Origin of the sequence: Micromonospora sp. NPDC048894 (genome assembly GCF_040649765.1) — a bacterium.
Classification (GTDB): domain Bacteria; phylum Actinomycetota; class Actinomycetes; order Mycobacteriales; family Micromonosporaceae; genus Micromonospora; species Micromonospora antibiotica.
Window position 1 is genome coordinate 304,174 of record NZ_JBEZFY010000005.1, and the last position, 22,056, is coordinate 326,229.

General features: G+C 73.0%; 24 protein-coding genes. 11 read left to right on the top strand and 13 right to left on the bottom strand.

Annotation, left to right across the window (positions count from 1 at the left end; all coding sequences use genetic code 11):
- The 8 genes from AB0C22_RS13490 to AB0C22_RS13525 form a co-directional block, all read right to left on the bottom strand.
- Window positions 1-2,077, bottom strand: a 2,077-nt coding sequence (locus AB0C22_RS13490; protein WP_357535276.1) for a tetratricopeptide repeat protein, incomplete at its 3' end; no start/stop codon positions are given.
- A 267-nt stretch (window positions 2,078-2,344) separates the two neighbouring features.
- Window positions 2,345-2,875 carry a GNAT family N-acetyltransferase gene (locus tag AB0C22_RS13495; protein WP_308291117.1) on the bottom strand — a complete coding sequence of 177 codons (531 nt, stop codon included), beginning with the start codon at window positions 2,873-2,875 and terminating at the stop codon, window positions 2,345-2,347.
- A complete protein-coding gene (locus tag AB0C22_RS13500; RefSeq protein WP_145921537.1) occupies window positions 2,875-3,090 on the bottom strand; it encodes a biotin/lipoyl-binding carrier protein in 216 nt (71 codons plus the stop codon). Before AB0C22_RS13500 ends, AB0C22_RS13495 begins: the two co-directional genes overlap by 1 nt.
- Window positions 3,091-3,610: 520 nt before the next feature.
- Window positions 3,611-3,898, bottom strand: a complete 288-nt coding sequence (rsrA, locus tag AB0C22_RS13505; RefSeq protein WP_067312082.1) for a mycothiol system anti-sigma-R factor — start codon at window positions 3,896-3,898, stop codon at window positions 3,611-3,613.
- 1 nt (window position 3,899) lies between these two features.
- On the bottom strand, window positions 3,900-4,724 hold the full coding sequence (locus tag AB0C22_RS13510; RefSeq protein ID WP_219464530.1) for a sigma-70 family RNA polymerase sigma factor: 825 nt from the start codon (window positions 4,722-4,724) through the stop codon (window positions 3,900-3,902).
- Between the two features lie 280 nt (window positions 4,725-5,004).
- A complete protein-coding gene (locus AB0C22_RS13515; protein ID WP_219464532.1) occupies window positions 5,005-5,616 on the bottom strand; it encodes an alpha/beta family hydrolase in 612 nt (203 codons plus the stop codon).
- A gap of 27 nt (window positions 5,617-5,643) precedes the next feature.
- A complete protein-coding gene (locus AB0C22_RS13520; protein ID WP_208568120.1) occupies window positions 5,644-6,036 on the bottom strand; it encodes a WhiB family transcriptional regulator in 393 nt (130 codons plus the stop codon).
- 200 nt (window positions 6,037-6,236) lie between these two features.
- Window positions 6,237-6,935: an SOS response-associated peptidase gene (locus tag AB0C22_RS13525; RefSeq protein WP_219464533.1), complete on the bottom strand. Its 699-nt coding sequence runs from the start codon at window positions 6,933-6,935 to the stop codon at window positions 6,237-6,239.
- Between the two features lie 102 nt (window positions 6,936-7,037).
- Here AB0C22_RS13525 and aroA point away from each other — a divergent pair, with 102 nt between their 5' ends.
- Window positions 7,038-8,339 (top strand): 3-phosphoshikimate 1-carboxyvinyltransferase, encoded by a 1,302-nt coding sequence (aroA, locus tag AB0C22_RS13530; protein ID WP_219464534.1) that lies wholly within the window; start codon window positions 7,038-7,040, stop codon window positions 8,337-8,339.
- Between the two features lie 204 nt (window positions 8,340-8,543).
- Window positions 8,544-9,437: a ribosome small subunit-dependent GTPase A gene (rsgA, locus tag AB0C22_RS13535; RefSeq protein ID WP_255597727.1), complete on the top strand. Its 894-nt coding sequence runs from the start codon at window positions 8,544-8,546 to the stop codon at window positions 9,435-9,437.
- Between the two features lies 1 nt (window position 9,438).
- On the opposite strand, the gene AB0C22_RS13540 is transcribed toward rsgA, so the two are convergent.
- Complete coding sequence (locus tag AB0C22_RS13540; RefSeq protein WP_357535092.1) at window positions 9,439-10,095, bottom strand: TetR/AcrR family transcriptional regulator; 657 nt, start codon at window positions 10,093-10,095, stop codon at window positions 9,439-9,441.
- A 59-nt stretch (window positions 10,096-10,154) separates the two neighbouring features.
- Between AB0C22_RS13540 and AB0C22_RS13545 the strand changes: the two genes are divergently transcribed.
- The 4 genes from AB0C22_RS13545 (at window position 10,155) to AB0C22_RS13560 (ending at window position 13,754) form a co-directional block, all read left to right on the top strand.
- Window positions 10,155-10,985, top strand: coding sequence for an SDR family NAD(P)-dependent oxidoreductase (locus AB0C22_RS13545; protein WP_219464536.1), 831 nt, complete (start codon window positions 10,155-10,157; stop codon window positions 10,983-10,985).
- A 340-nt stretch (window positions 10,986-11,325) separates the two neighbouring features.
- Window positions 11,326-11,649: a nuclear transport factor 2 family protein gene (locus AB0C22_RS13550; RefSeq protein ID WP_219464537.1), complete on the top strand. Its 324-nt coding sequence runs from the start codon at window positions 11,326-11,328 to the stop codon at window positions 11,647-11,649.
- Window positions 11,650-12,021: 372 nt separating this feature from the next.
- Window positions 12,022-12,840: a histidinol-phosphatase gene (gene hisN, locus AB0C22_RS13555; RefSeq protein WP_219464538.1), complete on the top strand. Its 819-nt coding sequence runs from the start codon at window positions 12,022-12,024 to the stop codon at window positions 12,838-12,840.
- A 59-nt stretch (window positions 12,841-12,899) separates the two neighbouring features.
- A complete protein-coding gene (locus AB0C22_RS13560; RefSeq protein ID WP_255598612.1) occupies window positions 12,900-13,754 on the top strand; it encodes a hypothetical protein in 855 nt (284 codons plus the stop codon).
- Window positions 13,755-13,849: 95 nt separating this feature from the next.
- On the opposite strand, the gene AB0C22_RS13565 is transcribed toward AB0C22_RS13560, so the two are convergent.
- Entirely contained in the window at window positions 13,850-15,169 is a 1,320-nt protein-coding gene (locus AB0C22_RS13565; protein ID WP_219464541.1) for a glycosyltransferase, read from the bottom strand.
- Between the two features lie 218 nt (window positions 15,170-15,387).
- On the opposite strand from AB0C22_RS13565, the gene AB0C22_RS13570 reads away from it, so the two are divergent.
- The 3 genes from AB0C22_RS13570 to AB0C22_RS13580 all read left to right on the top strand — a co-directional run bounded on the left by AB0C22_RS13570 (window position 15,388) and on the right by AB0C22_RS13580 (window position 16,977).
- Entirely contained in the window at window positions 15,388-15,543 is a 156-nt protein-coding gene (locus tag AB0C22_RS13570) for a hypothetical protein (RefSeq protein ID WP_219464542.1), read from the top strand.
- Window positions 15,544-15,623: 80 nt separating this feature from the next.
- Window positions 15,624-16,331: an ATP-binding protein gene (locus tag AB0C22_RS13575; protein WP_308290906.1), complete on the top strand. Its 708-nt coding sequence runs from the start codon at window positions 15,624-15,626 to the stop codon at window positions 16,329-16,331.
- Between the two features lie 73 nt (window positions 16,332-16,404).
- Window positions 16,405-16,977 (top strand): DUF5709 domain-containing protein, encoded by a 573-nt coding sequence (locus tag AB0C22_RS13580; protein ID WP_208568109.1) that lies wholly within the window; start codon window positions 16,405-16,407, stop codon window positions 16,975-16,977.
- 97 nt (window positions 16,978-17,074) lie between these two features.
- On the opposite strand, the gene AB0C22_RS13585 is transcribed toward AB0C22_RS13580, so the two are convergent.
- Both AB0C22_RS13585 and AB0C22_RS13590 read right to left on the bottom strand, forming a co-directional pair.
- Window positions 17,075-17,746: a response regulator transcription factor gene (locus AB0C22_RS13585; RefSeq protein WP_208568108.1), complete on the bottom strand. Its 672-nt coding sequence runs from the start codon at window positions 17,744-17,746 to the stop codon at window positions 17,075-17,077.
- A complete protein-coding gene (locus AB0C22_RS13590; RefSeq protein WP_219464544.1) occupies window positions 17,743-18,873 on the bottom strand; it encodes a DUF5931 domain-containing protein in 1,131 nt (376 codons plus the stop codon). The genes AB0C22_RS13585 and AB0C22_RS13590 overlap by 4 nt, the downstream gene beginning before the upstream one ends.
- Before the next feature lie 121 nt (window positions 18,874-18,994).
- Here AB0C22_RS13590 and AB0C22_RS13595 point away from each other — a divergent pair, with 121 nt between their 5' ends.
- Entirely contained in the window at window positions 18,995-19,429 is a 435-nt protein-coding gene (locus tag AB0C22_RS13595) for an ATP-binding protein (protein WP_219464545.1), read from the top strand.
- Between the two features lie 78 nt (window positions 19,430-19,507).
- Here the strand turns inward: AB0C22_RS13595 and AB0C22_RS13600 are convergent, their stop codons facing one another.
- Window positions 19,508-20,446: a ribose-phosphate pyrophosphokinase gene (locus tag AB0C22_RS13600; RefSeq protein ID WP_208568105.1), complete on the bottom strand. Its 939-nt coding sequence runs from the start codon at window positions 20,444-20,446 to the stop codon at window positions 19,508-19,510.
- Between the two features lie 63 nt (window positions 20,447-20,509).
- Between AB0C22_RS13600 and glpK the strand changes: the two genes are divergently transcribed.
- Window positions 20,510-21,994, top strand: a complete 1,485-nt coding sequence (glpK, locus tag AB0C22_RS13605) for a glycerol kinase GlpK (protein ID WP_219464546.1) — start codon at window positions 20,510-20,512, stop codon at window positions 21,992-21,994.
- Window positions 21,995-22,056: the final 62 nt, after the last annotated feature.

Below are 22,056 nucleotides of genomic sequence, written 5' to 3' on the forward strand. Positions count from 1 at the left end.
CGGTGTGGCCGGTGTCGGCTGCACGTCGGAACCACTGCTCCGCCTCCTCCTGGCTATCACCGCGCTTGGCAAGTAGAACGCCCAGGTTGCTCATCGCCCCGGTGTGGCCGGTGTCGGCTGCACGCCGATACCACTGCTCCGCCTCCTCCTGGCTATCGCCGCGCTGTTCAAGCAGAATCCCCAGGTTGTACATCGCCCTGGTGTGGCCGGTGTCGGCTGCACGTCGGAACCACTGCTCCGCCTCCTCCTGGCTATCACCGCGCTTGGCAAGTAGAACGCCCAGGTTGCTCATCGCCTCGGTGTGGCCGGTGTCGGCTGCACGCCGATACCACTGCTCCGCCTCATCTTGGCTGCCGCGCTGTTCAAGCAGAACGCCCAGGTTGCTCATCGCGCGGGTGTGGCCGGTGTCGGCTGCGCGCCGATACCACTGTTCCGCCTCCTCCTGACGATCACCGCGCTGGGCAAGCAGAACGCCCAGGTTGAACATCGCGCCGGTGTCGCCGCTGTCGGCTGCGCGCCGGAGCCACTGTTCCGCCTCCTCCTGACGATCACCGCGCTGGGCAAGCAGAACGCCCAGGTTGCTCATCGCGCGGGTGTGGCCGGTGTCGGCTGCGCGCCGATACCACTGTTCCGCCTCCTCCTGACGATCACCGCGTTGTTCAAGCAGAACGCCCAGGTTGAACATCGCGCGGGTGTCGCCGGTGTCGGCTGCGGTGCGCCATGCCTGTTCGGCGATGTCTAACCGTTGGGTGAAATAGGCATGAGTGCCGATGGTGGCGGCTTGGCGGGTGGTGGCGATGGTGAGCAGGGTGTTCCAGACCTGGTCGGGGACGGGCGTGGCGGCGAGGGGGCCTTGGCCGGTGGTGGTGCGGTCGAGGAGATAGTCGGAGGCGGTGTAGGTGTCGTTCTCGTGGGGCAGGAGGCAGGAGCTGGCGCCGAGGACCCGTTCGCACGCCCATTGGAGTCCTTGAGTGATGGTGGGTAGATCGGCGCGGTGTCTCCAGGCGGGGGACAGGTAGGGGCGGTAGAGCCTGGCGAGGATGTCGCGGGGGACGGGGATGGTGTAGCCGGCGCGGCGGCAGTCCACTGCGGCGCTGATGAGGGCGTGTCCGACCTCGAACGAGGGGCCGTCGCCGACTGACCAGCGGTGCATCATGGCCGGGCCGGCGGCGAGGTATTCGGCGAACCCGACCCCGGCGGTTAGCGCAGCCGTGATCCGGTCGTCGCCAGTGGCCTCGGCGGCGGTGCGCTCGGAGTCGGTGAGGTGCTGACCGACCGGGATGCGACGTCGGCCGCGGATCTGGGCCACCAGTTTCGCCGCAGCCTCGTCCAGCCCGGCTGTGATGAGTTCTTGGCCTTGGCCGCCTCGGGTGGCGGCGTGGTCGAGGCGGGATAGTTCCTCGTCGCGGATGGTGGCCACCACCACCACGTCGGCCCGCCCGGAGGGGCACAGACGTTGAAGTAGCGCCTGGTCGATGCCTCCGGGGGTGAGGAAGCGCTCCAGGTCGTCGAGCCACACGACCGCATCGCTGATCGGATAGCCGGCCTCGACCAGATCTCTCAGCGCCCCTGCGTACGCCGGGGTGAGTAGCTGGTGGTGCGGGCGGAGGCGGTGGATGGCCTCGAACGCGCTGCGGCTCTTGCCGGCGGCTGCCTTGCCGTGCAGCAGCACGATCCCGCCTTCGGCGATGGCCCATTCCAGATCATCGTCACCAGTGCGGGGAACGTAGCGAGGAAGGTCCTGGTCATGGCGGTCGGTGGTATCGATGGCAGGTTTGACGCCCAGGTCCAGCGGGTCGACCTGCTCCACCAACGGCGGCCGTCCGTCGTCGCGAAGATGCAGCAGGCACCCGAGGGGCACGGACTCAGTCGGGCTGGCGGTGCCGGGTTTTTTGCCTGGTCGCGCCGTGCGCCAGCCGACCACCAGCCCTACCGCTCCGAGGAGCCCGAAACCGATGCTGGTGATTTTCTCAGCCCGGTCCAGACCTTGCTTCACCAGGAAGTACACCACCGGGACAACGACTGCGACCGAGGAGAACAGCAACACGATCTGGCGGAGTCGTCGCCGCACCGACATGAAGGCCACACGTCATTCTGAAGGTGACCGGCAAGAAGCGCAGACCCGCCATCTCACCCACGCTAGCCCGCCCATCAGCTGAGAGCATTCTCGACCTCAGCCAGGCGTAGACGGCGTGCTCGTCTTCTTCAGGCGTCACGGGTGGCCAACGAAGATGACGGCCGCCGATGTCGGGTGCTCCGAGCACGACGGGCAGCGCATGGCCCGATGTGACGAGGGGTGCGACGCCGTCCACGGCCAGGCGGCGGGCAGACCGGTGCGACCCGGTCAGGCCGGGCCGGCGGGCAGGGCCATGCGCAGGGCGAGCAGGTCGACGCCGGGCAGCGGAGACCAGTCCCGCTCCGGGGTACGCACGAAGCCGAGCCCCGCGTACAGCCGGTGGGCGGCGTCGGCGAGCCCGCTGCGGACGCAGATGACCATCGCCGAGCAGCCCTGGTCCACGGCCCGGGACAGGCAGGCCCGGACCAGCGCCGCGCCCGCGCCCCGGCCCTGGGCGGCCGGGTCCACCGCCAACATCCGGAACTCCGCCTCACCCGGCCGGGACAGCTCCGCGTACGGGCTGCCGGGCAGCACGTAGGTGACCGAGCCGAGCACGGCACCGGTCGGCTCGTCGACGGCGACCAGGATCTCGCCGTGCTCCGCCCGGCCGGCCACGTCGGCCAGCACCCCGCCGTAACCGTTCTCGCCCTTGAGCTGGCCGTCGGCCTCGTAGGCGGCGACGGTCAGCCGGGCCACCGCCGGAAACTCGGCCGGCCCGGCCCGCCGGACCAGCAGCCCGGTCGACCGGTCGCCGGGAATCAACCGATCACCGCGATCAGGTCACCGTCCTGCACCACGTCGCCCTCGTTGACCGCGAGCTGCTCGACCACCCCGTCGGACTCGGCGACGACCGGGATCTCCATCTTCATCGACTCCAGGATCACCAACGTGTCCCCCTCGGAGACGGTGTCACCGGTCGACGCCACGACCTTCCACACGTTGGCCACCATCTCGGCGCGGATCTCCTCGGCCATCACGGCCCTCCCTCTCCACCGGGTGTGTCTGCGTCGGTATCCAATCACGTGCCGCCCCCGCGCGGGCGACGAGCGCCGACACCGGCCAGGCCACGCCCACCGACGTACCGCTGCCGCCCCGGCGCACGACGGCGGGTGCCGGCCGCACTAGCATCATCAGGTCGGACCCCGACGCCGGGAGGACCGGCGGCGTGCCCCGACGTCCAGGGTCGCCGCAGCAGGGGTCGGACCCATCACGAGGAGGTCAGCATGGCGAAGAAGGCCCGTAAGAAGAAGGCCCGTAAGAAGAGCGGCGCGAACCACGGCAAGCGCCCCAACTCCTGAGTCGTCCCGGCGGTCCACCGCCGCGACGCCAGGGCCGGCCGGAGCCGGACACACCGGTGGCCCGGGTCGACGTCGACCCGGGCCACCGGTGTGCGTGCCGTCAGCCGGCCGGTGCGGGCCGGATTTCATTCGACGCCGGGTGGGGTGCGGGCACCGGCGCGTCGGGCGGCTGCGGGGTCACCCGGCCGCCGCAGGGTCACTCGGCGAGTTCGCGGGACTCGCTGGCCTCGAAGACCACCAGCTCGGTGAGGCGTACCCGCAGCCGCTCGCGCAGCTGGTCGGGGGCGGTCTCGTTGCCGCAGCAGCGGGCCACCAGCGCCCGTACCTCCTGCTCGATGCCGTACTCACGCAGGCAGGGCCCGCACTCGTCCAGGTGGTAGCGGATCAGCGAACGGCGTTCCTCGGCACACTCCAGGTCCAGGTAGAGGTAGACCTCGGCGAGCACTTCCCGGCAGTCCGTCTCGTGCGGCTTTCCGCAGCTCATGTCACACCTCCCGACTGGCAGTGGCGGTGGTGGTCGAGCCCTTCGCGGGCTGCGCGGCGCTGAAGCCACGCTCCGCGGCGTACCGCTCGAGCAGCTTGCGTAGATTGCGACGCCCGCGGTGCAACCGGGACATCACGGTGCCGATCGGCGTGCCCATGATGTCGGCGACCTCCTTGTACGAGAAGCCCTCGACATCGGTCAGATAGACCGCCAACCGGAACTCCTCCGGCAACTGCTGCAGGGCCTCCTTGACGTCGCTGTCGGGCAGCCGGTCCAACGCCTCGGTCTCGGCCGACCGCAACCCGCTGGAGGTGTGCGACTCGGCCTCGGCGAGCTGCCAGTCGGTGATCTCCTCGGTGGGCGCCTGGATGGGCTGGCGCTGCCGCTTGCGGTAGGAGTTGATGTAGGTGTTGGTCAGGATCCGGTAGAGCCAGGCCTTCAGGTTGGTGCCCTGCTCGAACTGGTGGAAGGCGGCGTACGCCTTCAGGTACGTCTCCTGGACCAGATCCTCGGCATCGGCCGGGTTGCGTGTCATCCGCAGCCCGGCGGCGTAGAGCTGATCGACGAAGGGCATCGCGTCCCGCTCGAAGCGGGCCTTACGCTCGTCCGTCTTCTCGGTGGTCAACCGCACATCCCCTCGCGTCGGATGCTGTCCCGCCGAGGATACGCGGCCGAACCGGCCCACAGCTTCGGTTCCGCCGGGTGTGCTGGTGCTCACCACCTCGTGACCGGTCCCCACCGCCGGCCAGTCCGGGCCGTCCAGCAGCTGTCTGAGCTGCCGTGCGCCCTGCTCGTCCCGCTCCCGGTTCCGTGTCTCGGTCGGCACCGGTCACCCCCCTCGCCAGATTCTTCGTCCGGGAGGCGTAACACCCGACCGCAGGCCGGGCATTCCGCCGGCCCCCGCTCCTGGTCCCGACCCACCGGTCGGCTACCGGCGGGCTGGGACCAGGAAGGGCCTGGGAGGGACGGTCCCGACCACCCGAACCGGAAGGTCGACACCATCGGATGCAACGACGGCTCCGGCGGGGCGGAAACGGGTGGTCACCGCGTCGGTCCGCGCCGGGGCGACCGGTCGACGCGGCGCGGGACGACCCGGTCCGGGCGGATCAGCGGGCCCAGCCGTGTGCGCGCAGCCAGGTGAGCACCACCCCGGCCGTGCCGGTCGGATCCCGGCGCAGGTCGTGACGTTCGCCACCGCGTACCACCACCTCGACCGGGCCGGCGGCGGTGGGCGTCCCGAACGGGTCCCGGTCGCCGTTGACCACCAGCGTCGGCAGCCCGGTGACCAGTTCGTCGGCCCGGGAGCGCTCCGGCCGCCCCGGCGGGTGCAGCGGAAAGGCCAACGCGACCACCCCGGCCGCACCCACCGCGCGGGCCGTCCGACAGGCCACCCGGGCACCGCTGGACCGCCCACCGACCAGCAGGGGCAGCTCGGGATGCCGGTGGCGCAGCGCGGCCAGCACCGCCGTCCACGCCTCGTCCAGGTGCCCGGCCGGGGCCGGGGCCCGGCGACCGGCCACCCGGTAGGGCTGGGTCACCCGGGCCACCACCACCCCGGCGTCGCGGGCGGCGTCGCGCAGGGCGAGCAGGTCCGGCGCGTCCACCGCACCACCGGCGCCGTGGCCGAGCACGAGCAGCGACGTCGGCGCGGCGGCCGGCAGGTCGGTGTCGACCCGGGCCGGGCCCCGGGGGGTGTCGAGTTGCGTGGGGTGCGGCACCCGGCCATTCTGCGCCGCCCCGACGGGTCAGCTCAGCGGAACCAGGGTGAGCAGCCGGTCCCGCACCGGTGGGCCGGCGTCGTCGGCCGCGGCGGGATCGGATCCGACCTCGCCACGCCAGGCGACCAGCATGGCCCGGCGCTCACGTGGGGTGGTGCCACCCCACACCCCGTGGGTGTCGCCCACCTCCAACGCCCAGGCCAGGCAGGATCCCTGGACGTCACAGCTGCGGCAGAGCGCCACCGCCGAGTCGGCTGGTTCGTTGGGTGCCGGAAAGAACGTCTCCGGATCCACACTCTGACAGGTTCCTCTGGTCCGCCAGGCATCGTCGGAACGGCGGTCCCGCAACGCGCGCAGCAGTCGCGGATCCCGTCGTGCGGCGGCCACCTCGTGCGGTCGGGGCATACGCGCCCGGGTCATCACACCCACCTCCCCCGTGGGACCGGCAAGATCGACGGGCGTCGTTCACACTGCGCGAAGACGCTCCCAGTGCCAGCGCTGTGTTCTATCGCACTGTTGGCTACGGGGACAAGGGGTCTGCCGGAAAGATGGCTAAAGGTCCGAGCGACGTTTCGCCCGGAACTCTGGCAATTCGTACGCGACAATGTCGCCAATCGCGTTCAGAACAGCGCAGTCTCCCCGTGGGAGCGTTCCCGGTCCACCGGCACCCGGGCGGTCAACTCCGGGCCGTTGTTGCGCACGTTGCCCACCGCCGTCCCGACCGGACGGATCTCCAACCCGGCGAGCCACCCCGCCGGCGGCGGGACCAGCAGCGCCGCCGGATCGTCGGCCGGGGCGAGCCAGTCCGTCCACCGGTCCGACGGCAACAACAGCGGCATCCGGTCGTGCACCTCGGCCAACTCGCCCACCGCCGCCGTGGTCAGCACGCTGAACGTGAGCGACTCCTCCCAGCGGGACCAGATGCCGGCCAACGCCAGCACCGAGCCGTCCCGCGGGGTCATGAAGTAGGGCTGCTTCGCGCCACCGGACCCGCGTACCCACTCGTACCAGCCGTCGGCCGGGACCAGGCAGCGCCGACGGGCGAACGGCACGGCGTACGCCCGGCTGGTGGCGACCGTCTCGGCCCGGGCGTTGATCATGCGGGCCGCGCCGGAGGCCGACTTCGCCCAGTGCGGCACCAGGCCCCAGCGGCCGACCGACAACACCCGCCCCTGCTCGGTGTCGACCCGGACCACCGGCACCGAATCGGTCGGCGCGACGTTGTGGTCCGGCCCGAGCCGACCCTCGGTGTCGTCGTACGACTCGAAGACGGCGCTCAGGTCCCCGGCACTGCGGGTCGTCGCATACCTGCCGCACATGCCGCATACGCTAACGCCCCGCCCCGTCGTGGGTTGTCCCGCCAACCGGGAGTCAGCCGGACGGTCGGCTCGAAATCGTCGCCGGGTTGGCAGAATGTGACCGTGGGAAACCTGACCGCCACCCGTCCGCAACAACCCTGGGCCGCGCCGACCGCCAGTGACCCGGTCACCGCGACGCTGCGCCTACCCGGCTCCAAGTCGATGACCGCCCGCGCCCTGGTGCTCAGCGCGCTGGCCGGCGGCCCGTCAACGCTGCACGGGCCGCTACGGGCCCGCGACACCGAACTCATGGCGGGCGGGCTGCGCGCGATGGGCGCGCACGTCTCCGTCTCCGACGACGACCGCTGGCTGGTCCGGCCGCACCGGCTCGTCGGCCCGGCCCACGTCGACGTCGGCCTCGCCGGCACGGTGATGCGGTTCGTCCCACCGGTCGCCGGCCTCACCGAAGGGCAAGTCACCTTCGACGGCGACCCGCAGGCCCGGGTCCGGCCGCTCGGCCCGCTGATCGGCGCGCTGCGCTCCCTCGGCGTCCGGATCGACGCGCCCGAGACCGGCAGCCTCCCCCTGGTGGTGCAGGGCACCGGTGGGGTCGCCGGTGGCGAGGTGGTGATCGACGCCTCCGCCTCCAGCCAGCTCGTCTCCGGCCTGCTGCTCGCCGGGGCCCGCTTCGACCGGGGCGTGGTGGTCCGGCACCAGGGCCCACCGGTGCCGTCCGCGCCGCACCTGCGGATGACGGTGCAGATGCTGCGGGCCGCCGGAGCAGCCGTCGACGACAGCGTCCCCGACGTCTGGGTGGTCGAGCCGGGGCCGCTCGCCGGCCGGAGCTGGGAGATCGAGCCCGACCTCTCCGGCGCGGTCCCCTTCTTCGCCGCCGCCCTGGTCACCGGCGGTGAGGTCACGTTGCAGGGGTGGCCGCACAACAGCGTCCAGCCGGTCGAGCAGCTCCGCTCGCTGCTGCACCGGATGGGCGGCGAGGTCACCCTGACCACCGCCGGGCTGACCGTCCGCGGCACCGGCACCGTGCACGGGCTGACCGCCGACCTGTCCGACGTCAGCGAGCTGACCCCGGCCCTGACCGCACTGGCCATGCTGGCCGACTCGCCGTCGACCTTCACCGGCATCGGGCACATCCGGGGGCACGAGACCGACCGGCTCGCCGCCCTGGCCCGGGAGTTCACCGGGCTCGGCGCCGACCTGACCGAAACCGCCGACGGGCTGGAGATCCGACCCCGGCCGCTGCACGGGGGAGCCTTCCGCACCTACGCCGACCACCGGATGGCGCACGCCGCCGCGGTGGCCGGGCTCGCCGTCGCAGGCATCGAGGTCGACGACGTGGCATGCACCTCCAAGACCATGCCGGAATTCCCGGCACTATGGTCGGCGATGGTGACCGGCAAGAGCTGACGACGGAGGGGGCAGGTCCTGACGACCAAACGACGGGAGTACGACGAGGACGACGTACGGGTCCGGCCCGGCCGGTCCTCACGTCCCCGTACCCGCACCCGCCCCCGACACGACGACGCGGTCGACGGGTTCGTCATCGCCGTCGACCGGGGCCGGTACACCTGCGTACTCCCCGACGCCCCCGACGGTGCCGCGATAACCGCCATGCGGGCCCGCGAACTGGGCCGCAAGTCGGTGGTGGTCGGTGACCGGGTGAGCCTGGTCGGCGACGTCTCCGGCACCGACGGGGCGCTGGCCCGGATCGTCCGGATCACCGAACGGCGCTCGGTGCTGCGGCGCACCGCCGACGACGACGAGAACACCGCCGAGGGGCGGCTGGAACGGGTGGTGGTCGCCAACGCCGACCAGCTGGTGATCGTCAGCGCGCTGGCCGACCCGCCACCCCGGACCGGCTTCATCGACCGGTGCCTCGTCGCCGCATACGACGCCGGCATCGAGCCGCTGCTCTGCCTGACCAAAGCCGACCTGGCCGGCCCCGAACAGGTGGTCGGCTACTACACCGAGCTGGAACTGCCGTACGTGCTGGTCCGGCCCGACTCCGACCTCGACGCACTGCGCGCCCTGCTCGCCGGCCGGGTGTCGGTGCTGGTGGGGCACTCCGGGGTGGGCAAGTCGACGCTGGTCAACCGGCTGGTGCCGGAGGCGCTGCGGGCGGTCGGCGTGGTCAGCGCGATCGGCCGGGGCCGGCACACCTCCACCAGCGCGGTGGCGCTGCGGCTGCCCCGGACCCCCGGCGGCGACGGGGACCCGGGCTGGATCGTGGACACCCCCGGCATCCGCAGCTTCGGGCTGGCCCACGTCTCGGCCGAGAGCCTGCTGCACGGCTTCCCCGACCTGGTCGAGGGAACGGTGGACTGCCCGCCCAACTGCCCGCACACCCCGGACGAGGCGGACTGCGCCCTGGACGCCTGGGTCACCGCCGGCAAGGCCGACCAGCGCCGACTGGCCTCGTACCGTCGCCTGCTGGCCTCCCGGGCCGGCGAGGGCGACCCCCGCGAGGTGGAGCGCAACCCCGGCGATCCCCTGGCCGGCTCCTGACCTAGCGGGCCAAGCGGTCCAGCAGCTCGCCGAGCAGCGCCCGTTCGCCAGGGGTGAGGTCGCCCGGGTCGTCGCCGACCAGTGCGCGCAACGTCAGTGCGGCGCTCGCCCGGGTGGCGGGGGCATCGGCGGAGGGGGTGTGCAGGACCCCGGCCAGCGCGGCCTCGCGGACGCGTTCGGACAGCCCGAAGTCCGGCTCCGGCTGGCTGATCAAGGTGAGCGTGACGCCGACGTTGGCGGCGAGCACCTGTTCGGCGGCGTCGGCCGCCGGCACCTTGAGCATGCCCTGGGCGGCGGCGCCGGTGAGCCGCTCGCGCAGCGCGGCGTGCGCGGGAGCGGTGACGGCGCAGGGCCTTCCCGGTTCGGCCCGGCCGTAGAGCAGCCCGTAGAACGACGGGTGCTCCAGCCCGAACCGTACGTGGCGGTCCCAGGCCTCCCGCAGGTCGCCCAGCGGGTCGCCGGAACTCTCGACCGCCGTGTACTGGGTGAAGCCGTGGTTGACCACGGCGTCGATCAGGCCCTGCTTGCTGCCGAAGTGGTGGTAGAGCGTCGGGGCCTGCACCCCGGCGCGTTCGCACACCGCCCTCGTGGACACCGTGCCGCTGCTCTCCAGCAACTCCGCCGCGGCGAGCAGGAGTCGATCCCGCGCGTTCTGCATGGTTGCTACAGTAGCGCATGTAGCGCTACATTGGCCCCTGTAGCGAAAGGAGAAGTCCCATGAGAACGTGGTTCATCACCGGTGGAACGCCAGGAGGGTTCGGCCTGTTCTATGCCGAGGCCGCACTGAAGCAGGGCGACCAGGTGGCGGTGACCTCCCGTCGCCCCTCCGAACTGCGAGAATGGGCCGAACCGTACGGTGCCCGGGTGCTCGTACTCCCGCTCGACGTCACCGATGCCGAGCAGGTGCGGGCGGCGGTCCGCACGGCGGAGGAGCGGTTCGGCGGGATCGACGTGCTGGTCAACAACGCGGGCCGCGGCTGGTTCGGCTCGGTCGAGGGCGCCCCCGACAAGACGATCCGCCGCACGTTCGACCTCAACCTGTTCGCCGTGGTCGAGGTGATCCGCGCGGTCCTGCCCGGCATGCGGGCACGCGGCGACGGCTGGATCGTGAACATGTCGTCGGTGGCGGGCCTCGTCAGCGCACCAGGATTCGGCTACTACTCCGCGGCGAAGTTCGCCCTCGAAGGACTGTCGGAGACGCTGCGCCACGAAGTCGAACAGTTCGGGGTACGCGTGCTCCTCGTAGAACCTGGAGCATTCCGCACCAACGCCTTCGCCGGCTTCCAGGACGAACCCGTCAACGAGACCGTCGACGCCTACGTGCCGCTGGTCGAGGGCGTCAAGGCGGCATTCGTGGACCACAACGGCAGGCAGGAGGGCGACCCCGAGCGCGGCGTCCAGGCCGTGATCGGCGCGCTGGCCGCGCCCGTCCCGCCGCACCGGATCGTGCTCGGCAACTCCGGCTACGACGCCGTCGTCGCGATGCACGAGAACGCCCTCACGGAACTACGCTCGAACGAGAAGCTCTCGCGCTCGGCGGACTTCTGAGCCTGCCGACTGAGACCGCGTCGGAGCCTGCCGACAGGAACCGCGTCGGAGGAGCCTGCCGGCAGGAGCCGCGCGGCGCCTGCCGACAGGGCCGCGTCGGCAACCGTCGGAAGTCGGCCGTGCCGCGAACGCGCGGAGCCGCGCCGGGGCGGACCGGGTCACCACACACCACCGAACCGACGGGGCCCTCGCCGACCGTCATCCCGCACCTGAACTGATCACCATGCCGCACGGCCCGTGGCGGGACGGCACCCGCAGCATCACCGTGCCGCCGAGCCGCCACAGGAACACGCCCGGACGCACCCGCGCCCCGGCAACCCGAGAAGACCGGAGAGCAGAGATGGACACCGTCACCCTTCCCCAGGCCGTCGAGAACTTCGTCGCCGCCACCAACGCCCACGACCCGAACGCGCTGGCCGCGGTCTTCGCCGACGGGGCCACCGTGCACGACGACGGGACGGCCTACACCGGCGAGTCCGCGATCCGCGAGTGGATCCAGGTGCACCTGATCAACCCGAAGATCGTGATCACGCCGACCTCGTTCGTCGACGACCGGCTGGTGGCCTCCGGGGACGGGGAGTTCCCCGGCGGGCCCCTGTCCTTCGCGTTCGTGTTCGGCATCAAGGACGACCAGGTCACCGACCTCGCGATCACCCCCGTCTGACCCCTCCCCGACCACAGCCACCCCACCCCTCCCAGCCCTCTCACCGCCCCCTCCCCCGCCCCCGGCCTCGCCGCCGGCCTCGCCGCCTCACCGCCCACCCACCCCGCCCCACCCACCCCGCCCCGGCCCCGCCGCCCGGCACTCCTCTCCCGCCCCGCCTCACCGTCTCGCCTCGCTGCCCAGCCCCCTCTCCCGCCCCGGTGATCAAGAGGTTTGCGTCAGGTGATCAAGAGGTTTACGTCATCCCGGAGCCCTCCCATGACGCAAACCTCTTGATCACGCGCGCGGGAAGTGGGTGGGAGCGGGAGGGGAGGTGGGAGGGGCGGGGGCGGGGGCGGGGGCGGGGGCGGGGGCGGGGGTTAGGGTTTTGGGGTGACGGGGCATGTGGGGGATGTTGATCTTGCTCATCGGCTTGCGGATGCTGCCGATGCCATCTCGATGAGCCGGTTCCGGGCGCTGGATCTGCGGGTGACGGCGAAGCCGGACCTGACTCCCGTCTCCGACGCGGACACCTCGGTGGAGCGGGAGATCCGGGCGCTGCTGGCCGACCAGCGGCCCGGCGACGGGCTGCTCGGCGAGGAGTACGGCGCACAGCCGGCCACCGGCCCGCACGACCGACGGTGGGTGATCGACCCGATCGACGGCACCAAGAACTTCGTCCGGGGTGTGCCGGTGTGGGCCACCCTGATCGCCCTGCTGGAGGGGGACCGGCCGGTGGTCGGGCTGGTCTCCGCCCCGGCGCTGGGCCGACGCTGGTGGGGCGCCCCCGGCCTGGGCGCGTACGCCGGACCGGACGCCGCCTCCGGCGAGCCGATCCGGGTCTCCGGGGTCCGCGACCTCGCCGACGCCAGCGTCTGCTACTCGTCGCTGACGGGGTGGGAGGCCGCCGACCGGCTGGACGCGGTGCTCCAGTTGATGCGCGACACCTGGCGCAGCCGCGCCTACGGCGACTTCTACGGCTACATGTTGCTTGCCGAGGGGGCACTGGACGTGATGGTGGAGCCGGAATTGTCGCTCTGGGACATTGCCGCGCTGGTGCCGATCGTGACCGCCGCCGGGGGCACCATCACCACCCTGGACGGCACTCCCGCCCCTGGTGGGAGCGTGTCCGGTGAGATCAGCGCGATCGCCACCAACGGTCCGCTGCACGCCGACGTCCTCTCCCGGCTGGGTCGGCCGACCGAGCGCTGAGGCCACCAGCCCTCTATTCTCGCCTGGTGGTGTCCTCCGGCTGGTGCTTCCTCGCGGCGATGATCGTCGCGTACGGCTTCGCCAACATGCTCCAGTCGGTGGCCGCCGCCCGGACGACCGTGCACCACACCTTCGACCCGGGGCTGCTGCTGCGGCTGGCCGGGCACCGGACGTACCTGATCGGGTTGCTCTGCCAGGTGACCGGCTTCGTGCTGGCCTTCCTGGCCCGCCGGGACCTGCCGTTGTTCCTGGTCCAGGCGAGCGTGGCGGCGGGGCTGGGGGTGACCGCCCTGCTGGGGGTGGTGGTGCTCAAGTGGCGGCTGCCCGCCGCCGAGGTGGCGCTGCTGGTGCTGCTCTTCGCCGGGATCACCGCGCTGGTGCTCTCCGCCCAGCCGGCCCCCTCCAAAGGGCTCGGCACCGCCGGCCTGGTCGCCCTGGCGGTGGCGCTCGGCGGGATCGGGCTGCTCGGCTTCTTCGCGGTACGCCTGCACGGGGCGCCCGGTTCGGTGGCGCTCGGTTCCCTGGCCGGGCTGGCGTTCTCCGCCGCCGCGGTGGCCGCCCGGCCGCTGGCCTCCGCCCCGTCGGCCGAGGCGTTCGTCCGTGACCCGCTGCTCTACCTGCTGATCGCCCACTCGCTGGTGGGTCAACTGCTGCTCGGGCTGGCGATGCAGCGGGGCTCCACGACGGCCGCCGTAGCCGCGATGGACGCCGCCGGTGCGGTGCCCGCCGCGATCGTCGGTCTGCTGCTGCTCAACGACAAGATCTGGCCGGGCCGGGAGTGGCTGGCCGCCGTCGGCTTCCTGATCACCCTCGCCTCGGTGATCGGGCTCACCCGGTACGCCGCACCGCAGCACCACCACACGGTGACCCGCCCCCGGGAACGCGCCATGGTCGGCGCGGTCCCCCGCGTCTGAGCGGACGGCCCGGAAACCACGACCGCCCGAAAACCACAACCGCCTGGAAACCACAACCGCCCCGAAGTCACGACCGTCCGGATCTCCCGGCCCGGTCAGACGCCGACCGGGCCGGCGGTCGCGCCCTTGACCGGGGCGTCAGTGTCGGCCTCGGCCACCGTCGCGGCACCCTCTTCGACCGACGGGTCGACGCCGCCCCCGACCGGCACCACGTCGGGCACCTCGACCGGCGTACGCCGGCCCACCACCCGCTCGTAGAGCCGCTCCAGCGCGCCGGCCGTCCGTTCCCAGGTGTAGCTGCACCGCACCCGGTCCACCGCGGCGTGCCCGTACGCGAACCGGCCCGGGTTGTCGGCGAGCAGGCGGCGCAGCGTCATGCCCAGCGTGCGGACGTCGCCGGGGGGCACCAGCCGGCCGGTGACCTCGTCGACCACCGCGTCGGCGATCCCGCCCACGGCGTAGCCGACCACCGGCACCCCGCAGGCCATCGCCTCCAGCGACACCCGCCCCGCACAGGAGTAGTGCGGGGTGCAGGCCACCACGTCGGCGGAGCGGTACCAGGTCGCCAACTGGTCGTGCGGCACCGCGCCGACCAGCGTGACCTGGTCGGCGACCCCGGTGCGCTCGGCCAGTTCCCGCAGCCGACGGGCCTCCGCGTGGGTGGCCAACTGGTCGGCCGGCGGCCCTCCGGCGATCACCAGCTCCGCGTCGCCGACCAGCCGCATCGCCCGGATCAGGTCGTCCTGCCCGTGCCCGGGGGAGAGTCCGCCGACGGAGAGGATCCGGGCCCGCTGCTCGCGGGGGGCGGCCTCGCCGTCGGGGTGGAACCGCTCGACGTCCACGCCGGTCGGCACCATCGCCACCGAGGTCCGTTGCAGCCCCATCCGGGTCAGCTCGTCGACCTCGGCGTTGCACTGGGCCACGGCGACGTCCACCGCCCGGGTGAGGGCCCGCTCCAGGGGGATCCGCTCATCCGGGCCGTCGTACTGGTGGCCGAGGTGACGGCGTTGTTCGACGCCGAGCGAATGGAAGGTCTGCACCACCGGGATGTCCGTTTCGCGGACGGCGTGCGCGGCGGCCAGGCCACCGATCCAGTAGTGCCCGTGCACCACCTCGGGCGCCCACTCCCCGGCCCAGTGCTCGGCCAGCCAGCGGCCCAACTCGGGGACGTACGGGACCAGGTCGGCGGTGGCGGTGGGCTGCGCCGGGCCGACGGGCACCCGTTGCACCCGGTAGCCGTCGACCTCGACGCTCGCCGGCAGGGCGGGATCGTCGCGGCGCTCGTACACCCGGACGTCGTGGCCGCGTGCGGCCAGTTCGCCGGCGACCCGGGCGACGTGCTCGTGGGTACCGACGGGTGGTTCTGCCGCGGACCGGGACGGCCCGGCGTGCGCGCAGACGAGGCCGACGCGCATGGTGCACCTCCATGCGATCTGCGAGGGTGGTCTCCGGTCAGAGCGTCCCATTAACCGGGGTCCCACGAGCCGAAACCTCGCAGATCGGAAGCGGTCAGCGGCTGGTGGCGGCGGCGGTGGGCGGCGCCGCCACCCGTCGGGCCGCCCGCCGGGTGGCGCCGCACGATCAGTCGGCGTCCCCCGGCATGACCCGGCCGCCCCGGGGGTACCGACCAGAGATGCCGCTGACCCGCATCCCCGTCGAGGCCACCACGCTGGTCCCCGACGCTCCGGGCGGGATCGACGCCAGCCCGGCGTACCCCGTCCCCCGACACGGCGTCGCCGTGGGCACGCCGGGCGTCGCCGCCCGGCCCGACCGGGCGGGACGACGATGAGCCGCTCCGACCTGCCGCCGACCCGTCGCCCGGGGGCCGGTCCCCCCGGGACGGCCCCTCCACCAGCGGTGGGGTGCCGGGTGGCCGTCGACGACTCGTCGGCGGTGGTGTGGCTCAGCGGGGTGCTCGAACCGGCCGACCACGACCGGGTCCGCGACGCCCTGCTCGCCCGGCTCGGTGACCGGCCCGGCCCGATCGTGGTCGACGTGTCGGGGCTGCGGTCCGCCGGGCCCACCGTCGACCGCCTGCTGGCTGAGGTACGACGGACGGTGCGCGACTGGCCGGCGGCCGACCTGCTGGTGGTCGACCCCGCCGGGACGGTCAGCGGGGAGCTGGCGGTCCACGCCACCCGCGACGGGGCGACGGCCGCGTTGGCCCGTACGCCGATGGCGGCGGTGCTGACCGAGGAACTGGCCCCGGCGGTCGGTGCGGCCCGGCGGGCCCGGGAACTGGTGACCGACGGCTGCGCCCGGTGGGGCGTGCCGGAGCTGGCCGAACCGGCCTGCATCGCGGTCACCGAGCTGGTCAACAACGTGGTGGCGCACGCGGCGACCCCGATGACGCTGCGGTTGGCCCCGGAGGGCGGCACCCTGCACGTGGCCGTCCGGGACCACTCCCGGCAGCAGCCGAGGTATGCGGGGTTGGCCCCGCTCACCTCGGCCGGCGGCCGGGGCCTGCTGCTCATCGACACGGTGGCCCGCCGCTGGGGCAGCACCCTGCTCCCGGATGGCAAGGTGATCTGGTGCGTGTTGCACACCGAGGACGAGTCATCCTGGCATCACGACTGATTTCTGCATTTTCGTCCCGATCCGGGGAGCGGGACCCGGTTACCCGGCCCCCGCCAGTGGGTAGTGCTCAGCCATGCGCGACGACGAGTTCCCGACCCCCGTGTCCGACCCCGAGGCGCTCGGCCTGCCCGACACCGCCGACGACGACTCGACCGCCAACGACGACGTGCTGACCGGCCGGGAGGCCGACGGCCCGGACCCGGCCCAGCTGCCCGGCGACCGGACCCCGGTCGCGGTCGACCACTTCGGCACCACCGCCGACGAGCAGCTCGACGGCGAGTCGTTGGACTACAAGCTCGCCCGCGAGCAGTACGAACGGCGGGCCGACGATCCGCTCGCCGGCCCGGTCGACCCGGACATCGCCGCCGAGGCGGAGAACGAGGAGGCCGCCGCGCAGGCCCAACTCGACGCCGACGTGCTGAACCCGGGCCCCACCTCGGACCCGAACTCCCCGGTCTCGCTCTATGACCACGGTCAGCTCGGCACGGTCGCCGACGCCCAGGTGGGCCGCCTGGTCGAACCGGACGAGGGTGCCCGCACCGACCAGGAGACCGACAGCATCGCGTACGACGCGGGTGCGGCCGGCGGCGGCGCGAGCGCCGAAGAGCTGGCCATCCACGAGACCCGGCCGCCCGAGGCGCACTGACCCCGGCCGTCCCGGCCCCGCACTGCCCAGTCGCCCAGCCCAGCACTGCCCCGGCCGTTCAGGCCCCGCACTGCCCAGTCGCCCAGGACCGCACTGCTCAGTCGTCCAGGCCCCGCTCGATCGCGTAGCGGGTCAGCTCCACCCGGTTGTGCAGTTGGAGCTTGCCCAGCGTGTTCTGCACGTGGTTCTGCACGGTGCGGTGCGACAACCCGAGCCGCCCGGCGATCTGCTTGTAGGACAGCCCCTTCGCCACCAGCCGCAGCACCTCGGTCTCCCGTTCGGTGAGCCGGGGTGCCGCGTCGTGTCCGCCGTCGGCCGAACCGCCGGCCGACGGCGGGTCGGCGGCGAGCCGCCGGTACTCACCCAGCACCAGGCCGGCCAGGCCGGGGGTGAAGACCGGCTCACCGGCTGCCGTGCGGCGCACCGCGTCCAGGAACTCCGCCGGGCCCGCCGACTTCAGCAGGTAACCGGTGGCCCCGGCCTTCACCGCGTCCAGGACGCCCTGCTGCTCGCCGCTGGCCGACAGCATCAGCACCCGCACCCGGGGCAGCGCGGCGCGCAGCCCCTGGATCACCTCCACCCCGGAGATGTCCGGCAACTGGAGGTCGAGCACCACCAGGTCGGGTCGGGCGGCGGCGGCCACCCGGACCGCCTGGCGGCCCTCGCCGCTGGTCGCCACCACCAGGTGGCCGGCCTCGGTGAGGTCCCGGGCCACCCCCTCCCGCCACATCGGGTGGTCGTCGACCACCATCACCCGGGTCCCGGTCATCGGTTCCTCCTCGGCACCATCAGTTCGAGTTCGGTGCCCTCCCCCGGCGTCGAGACGATCCGCGTCTCGCCCCCGAGATCGGCTATCCGACCACGGATGGCCTGGGCCACCCCCAGCCGCCCCTGCCTGGCCGCCTCGGCCAGCCGCCCCTGCGGGATGCCCGGACCGGCGTCGCGGACCGACACGGTCACCGTCTCCCCCTCGTCCTCGACCAGCACCCAGGCCCGCCCGTCGGCGTGCCGCCGCACGTTGTCCAGCGCCGCCGCCGTCGCGGCGGCCACCTCCAGGGCCACCGGGGCGGGCAGCGGCACCGGGGTGGCCGGGGCGGAGACCTGCACCGCCGCCGAGGCGTACCCGGCCAGCAGGGAGCGCAGGTCCACCTCGCCCACCGGGTCGGCGGGGGAGGTCGGCGGCGCACCGGAGATCAACGCGCGCAGCGCCACCTCCTGCTGACCGGCGAGCCGGGCCAGCTCACCGGCCTCCCCGTCGAGGTGTGCCCCGCGCCGCTGGACCAACGCCAGCACCTGGAGCACCGAGTCGTGGATGTCGCGGGCCAGCCGCTCCCGTTCCCGGGTCGCCGCCTCCAGCTCCACCGCCCGCTGCAACCGCTGCTCGGCGGTCACCGCCAACCGGGCCACGTGCCCCACCACCACCCCGGCGAGCAGCAGCAGGATCACCCCGGTCAGCGAGGACGGGCCGACCCGGCCCCGGGTGGCCAGGTCCGTGCCGCCGACCAGCAGGGCGGCCACCGTGCCGCGCCGCCGTCCGCCGGACACCGCCCAGGCCAGCACCGGCCCGGCCAGCCAGGCCACGGCCAGGGCCGGCACCCCCGCCGCCAGCGCCGGACGGCCCACCACCCACGGCGTGACGGCCAGGATCGACAGGACCACACCGAGGTCGGCCAGGAGCAGCGGCCAGCCCCGGTTGGCCGGCCGGGCGTAGCCGACCGCGGTCACCCCGGACCAGGCCAGCATCACCAGGAGTACGCCACCGGCGGCGACCGGGTGGGCGTACCGGTCGGCGTCGCGCAGGACCAGCAGCCCGACGTACGCCAGCGAGGCGAAGCGGAAGACCGCGACGGAGCGCCAGAGCGGGACCTCGAAACCACCCGGCGGGGACGACGGCATGGGCGTCACCATGCCACAGCCACCCCGGTGACCCGCCGGGCCGGCCGGTGCGGCACGGACAACCCTGACGTACGGTAGAAACAGCGCGAAAGACTCCGAGATCGCTGCCGGGACAGGGCCCATGACGAACGCAGAACTTCCCACACCGCGTACGGTGGTGCCCATCGAATCTTCCCTTCTCATCGCCGAGGCGTTCGACCAGGCGCAGGTGACCGAGCTGAGACACTCGGTCAGCTCCTGCGCGCACGCCGCCGGGCTGTCCGGCCAACGCCTCGACGACTTCGTGCTGGCGGTCAACGAGCTGATCACCAATGCCGTCCGCCACGGCGGCGGTCAGGGCTGGCTGCGGCTCTGGCGACGCCCCGGCGAGCTGGTCTGCGAGGTCGCCGACCACGGCAACGGCATGAGCGAGCAGCAGCTCGACGACCGCAGCCGGCCGGCCCCGGACACCGCCGGCGGCTGGGGGCTGTGGCTGGCCCGGGAGCTCAGCGACGCGATGGAGGTCGAGAGCGGCGCGGCCGGCACCACGGTCCGGATCAGCGCCGCCGCCAACTGACACCACCGGGCGGCCCTCCGCCCGGGCCGAGCTGGGCCGGGCGCGCAGAGCCGCACCCGGGGCCGGCCGCCGGGCCGGTCAGCCGAACAGGGCGCTGACCGACTCGCCGTTGTGGATCCGCCGCATCGCCTCGGCCAGCGCCGGGGCCACCGAGAGCACCGTCAACTCCGGCACCCGCTTCTCCGGCGGGATCGGCACCGTGTTGGTGCAGACGATCTCGCGCACCCCCTCGGTGGCGCTGAGCCGCTCCAACGCGCCGCTGGAGAACAGGCCGTGGGTGCAGGCCAGCCGGATCGACCGGACGTTGCGCTCCCGCAGGTGGGCGATCAGCTCGATCACCGTGCTGCCCTTGGCGATCTCGTCGTCCAGCACGATCACGTCCCGGTCGGTCACCTCACCGATCACCGTGCTGATGGTGACCCGGTCGTCGCTGAACCGCTGCTTGGCCCCCGCCGCGACGGGGGTGCCGAGCATCCGGGCGAACGCCGCAGCCTCCTTCGCGTTACCCAGGTCCGGCGAGACCACCACCGTGTTGCCCAGGTCGTCCCCCCGGAAGTGGGCGGCCAGCTCCCGCAGGGCGTGCAGGTGGTCGACCGGGACGCTGAAGAAGCCGTGCACCTGCGGCGAGTGCAGGGTCATCGCCAGCACCCGCTGGGCGCCGGCCGAGGTGAGCAGGTCGGCCACCAGCCGGGCCCCGATCGAGATGCGCGGGGCGTCCTTCTTGTCCGACCGGGCGTACGCGTAGTGCGGCAGCACCACGGTGATCCGCCCGGCCGACGCTCCCCGGGCTGCGTCGATCATGAGCAGCAGCTCGACCAGGTTCTCCTGGACGGGCGGCACCAGGGGCTGGATCAGGAAGACGTCCCGCTCCCGGCAGTTCGCCTGCAACTGCACCTCCAGGCAGTCGTTGGCGAACCGGGACACCCGCACCGGGTGCAGCGGCACCCCCAGGTGGGCACAGATCTCGGCGGCGAGGTCGGGATGGGCGGTTCCACTGAACACGGCGATGTCGCGCACGTCTGGAGATCGTACGGAGCCACCGTGGTTCTCCGGAGCGCACCCGGCCGGTACGGTGCCGAAATGACCGGAGAGTACGTCGCCGCCATCGACCAGGGCACCACCTCGTCGCGCTGCATCGTCTTCGACCGGGCCGGTGGGATCGTCGCCGTCGCCCAACGCGAGCACCGGCAGATCTTCCCCCGGCCCGGCTGGGTGGAGCACGACGCCGAGGAGATCTGGGCCAACGTCGAACAGGTGGTCCGTGACGCGCTGGCCGCCGCCGGTACCGGCCCGGACGGGTTGGCCGCCGTCGGCATCACCAACCAACGGGAGACCACCGTGGTCTGGGACCGGGCGACCGGCCGGCCGGTCGCCAACGCCATCGTCTGGCAGGACACCCGCACCGGCCCGCTGCTGCGCGACCTGGCCGGGTCGTACGGCGAGGAGAAGCTGCGGGCCCGGACCGGCCTCACCCTGGCCACCTACTTCGCCGGCCCGAAGCTGCGCTGGCTGCTGGACAACGTCGACGGGCTGCGCGGGCGTGCCGAGCGGGGCGAGGTGCTCTTCGGCACCATGGACAGCTGGCTGATCTGGAAGCTGACCGGCCGGCACGTCACCGACGTGACCAACGCCAGCCGGACCATGCTGATGGACCTGGAGACCCTCGACTGGGACCCGGAGCTGCTCGACGCGCTGGGCGTACCGGCCGGGATGCTGCCGCAGATCCGCAGCTCGGCGGAGGTCTACGGGACGGCCCACGGGGTGCTCGCCGGGGTGTCGGTGGCCAGTGCGCTCGGCGACCAGCAGGCCGCCCTGTTCGGGCAGACCTGTTTCCAGCCCGGCGAGGCGAAGTGCACCTACGGCACCGGCAGTTTCCTGCTGCTCAACACCGGGGCCAGCCCGGTGCCGTCCACCCACGGCCTGCTGACCACGGTGGCCTACCGGATCGACGGCCAGCCGGCCGCGTACGCCCTGGAGGGGGCGATCGCGGTGACCGGTTCGCTGGTGCAGTGGTTGCGGGACAACCTCGGGTTGATCTCGTCGGCGGCCGAGATCGAGGAGTTGGCCGCCAGCGTGGACGACAACGGCGGCTGTTACGTGGTCCCCGCCTTCTCCGGGTTGTTCGCGCCGCACTGGCGTCCCGACGCCCGGGGGGTGATCGCCGGGCTGACCGGTTACATCACCAAGGGGCACCTGGCCCGGGCGGCGCTGGAGGCGTCGGCCTGGCAGACCCGCGAGGTGGTCGACGCGATGAACGCCGACTCCGACGTGGCGTTGCGCCGGTTGCGGGTGGACGGTGGGATGACCGCCAACGGGCTGCTGATGCAGTTCCTCGCCGACGTGCTGGCGGTGCCGGTGGTCCGCTCCCGGATCACCGAGACCACCTGCCTCGGCGCGGCGTACGCGGCCGGCCTGGCGGTCGGCTACTGGCCGGATCTGGCCACCCTGCGCGCCCAGTGGCGTTCCGACGCGCAGTGGGAGTCCCGGATGGACCCGGCGGACCGGCAGCGCGAACTGGGCCGGTGGCGCAAGGCGGTCGCCCGCACGCTCGACTGGGTCGACTGACCCCACGGCGACCCGCCGGTCGATCGGTTCCCGACGCCCCGACCGATACGATCGGTCGGGGG

Coding starts and splice junctions, on each gene's coding strand:
- AB0C22_RS13570 (WP_219464542.1), top strand. CDS start 15,388: ATGCCGCTGACCCGCATCCCCGTCGAGGCCACCACGCTGGTCCCCGAC.
- AB0C22_RS13580 (WP_208568109.1), top strand. CDS start 16,405: ATGCGCGACGACGAGTTCCCGACCCCCGTGTCCGACCCCGAGGCGCTC.
- AB0C22_RS13545 (WP_219464536.1), top strand. CDS start 10,155: ATGAGAACGTGGTTCATCACCGGTGGAACGCCAGGAGGGTTCGGCCTG.
- AB0C22_RS13590 (WP_219464544.1), bottom strand. CDS start 18,873: ATGCCGTCGTCCCCGCCGGGTGGTTTCGAGGTCCCGCTCTGGCGCTCC.
- AB0C22_RS13540 (WP_357535092.1), bottom strand. CDS start 10,095: ATGCAGAACGCGCGGGATCGACTCCTGCTCGCCGCGGCGGAGTTGCTG.
- AB0C22_RS13585 (WP_208568108.1), bottom strand. CDS start 17,746: ATGACCGGGACCCGGGTGATGGTGGTCGACGACCACCCGATGTGGCGG.
- AB0C22_RS13525 (WP_219464533.1), bottom strand. CDS start 6,935: ATGTGCGGCAGGTATGCGACGACCCGCAGTGCCGGGGACCTGAGCGCC.
- AB0C22_RS13520 (WP_208568120.1), bottom strand. CDS start 6,036: ATGACCCGGGCGCGTATGCCCCGACCGCACGAGGTGGCCGCCGCACGA.
- glpK (WP_219464546.1), top strand. CDS start 20,510: ATGACCGGAGAGTACGTCGCCGCCATCGACCAGGGCACCACCTCGTCG.
- rsgA (WP_255597727.1), top strand. CDS start 8,544: ATGCGGGCCCGCGAACTGGGCCGCAAGTCGGTGGTGGTCGGTGACCGG.
- AB0C22_RS13500 (WP_145921537.1), bottom strand. CDS start 3,090: ATGGCCGAGGAGATCCGCGCCGAGATGGTGGCCAACGTGTGGAAGGTC.
- AB0C22_RS13550 (WP_219464537.1), top strand. CDS start 11,326: ATGGACACCGTCACCCTTCCCCAGGCCGTCGAGAACTTCGTCGCCGCC.
- rsrA (WP_067312082.1), bottom strand. CDS start 3,898: ATGAGCTGCGGAAAGCCGCACGAGACGGACTGCCGGGAAGTGCTCGCC.
- AB0C22_RS13560 (WP_255598612.1), top strand. CDS start 12,900: ATGATCGTCGCGTACGGCTTCGCCAACATGCTCCAGTCGGTGGCCGCC.
- AB0C22_RS13565 (WP_219464541.1), bottom strand. CDS start 15,169: ATGCGCGTCGGCCTCGTCTGCGCGCACGCCGGGCCGTCCCGGTCCGCG.
- AB0C22_RS13595 (WP_219464545.1), top strand. CDS start 18,995: ATGACGAACGCAGAACTTCCCACACCGCGTACGGTGGTGCCCATCGAA.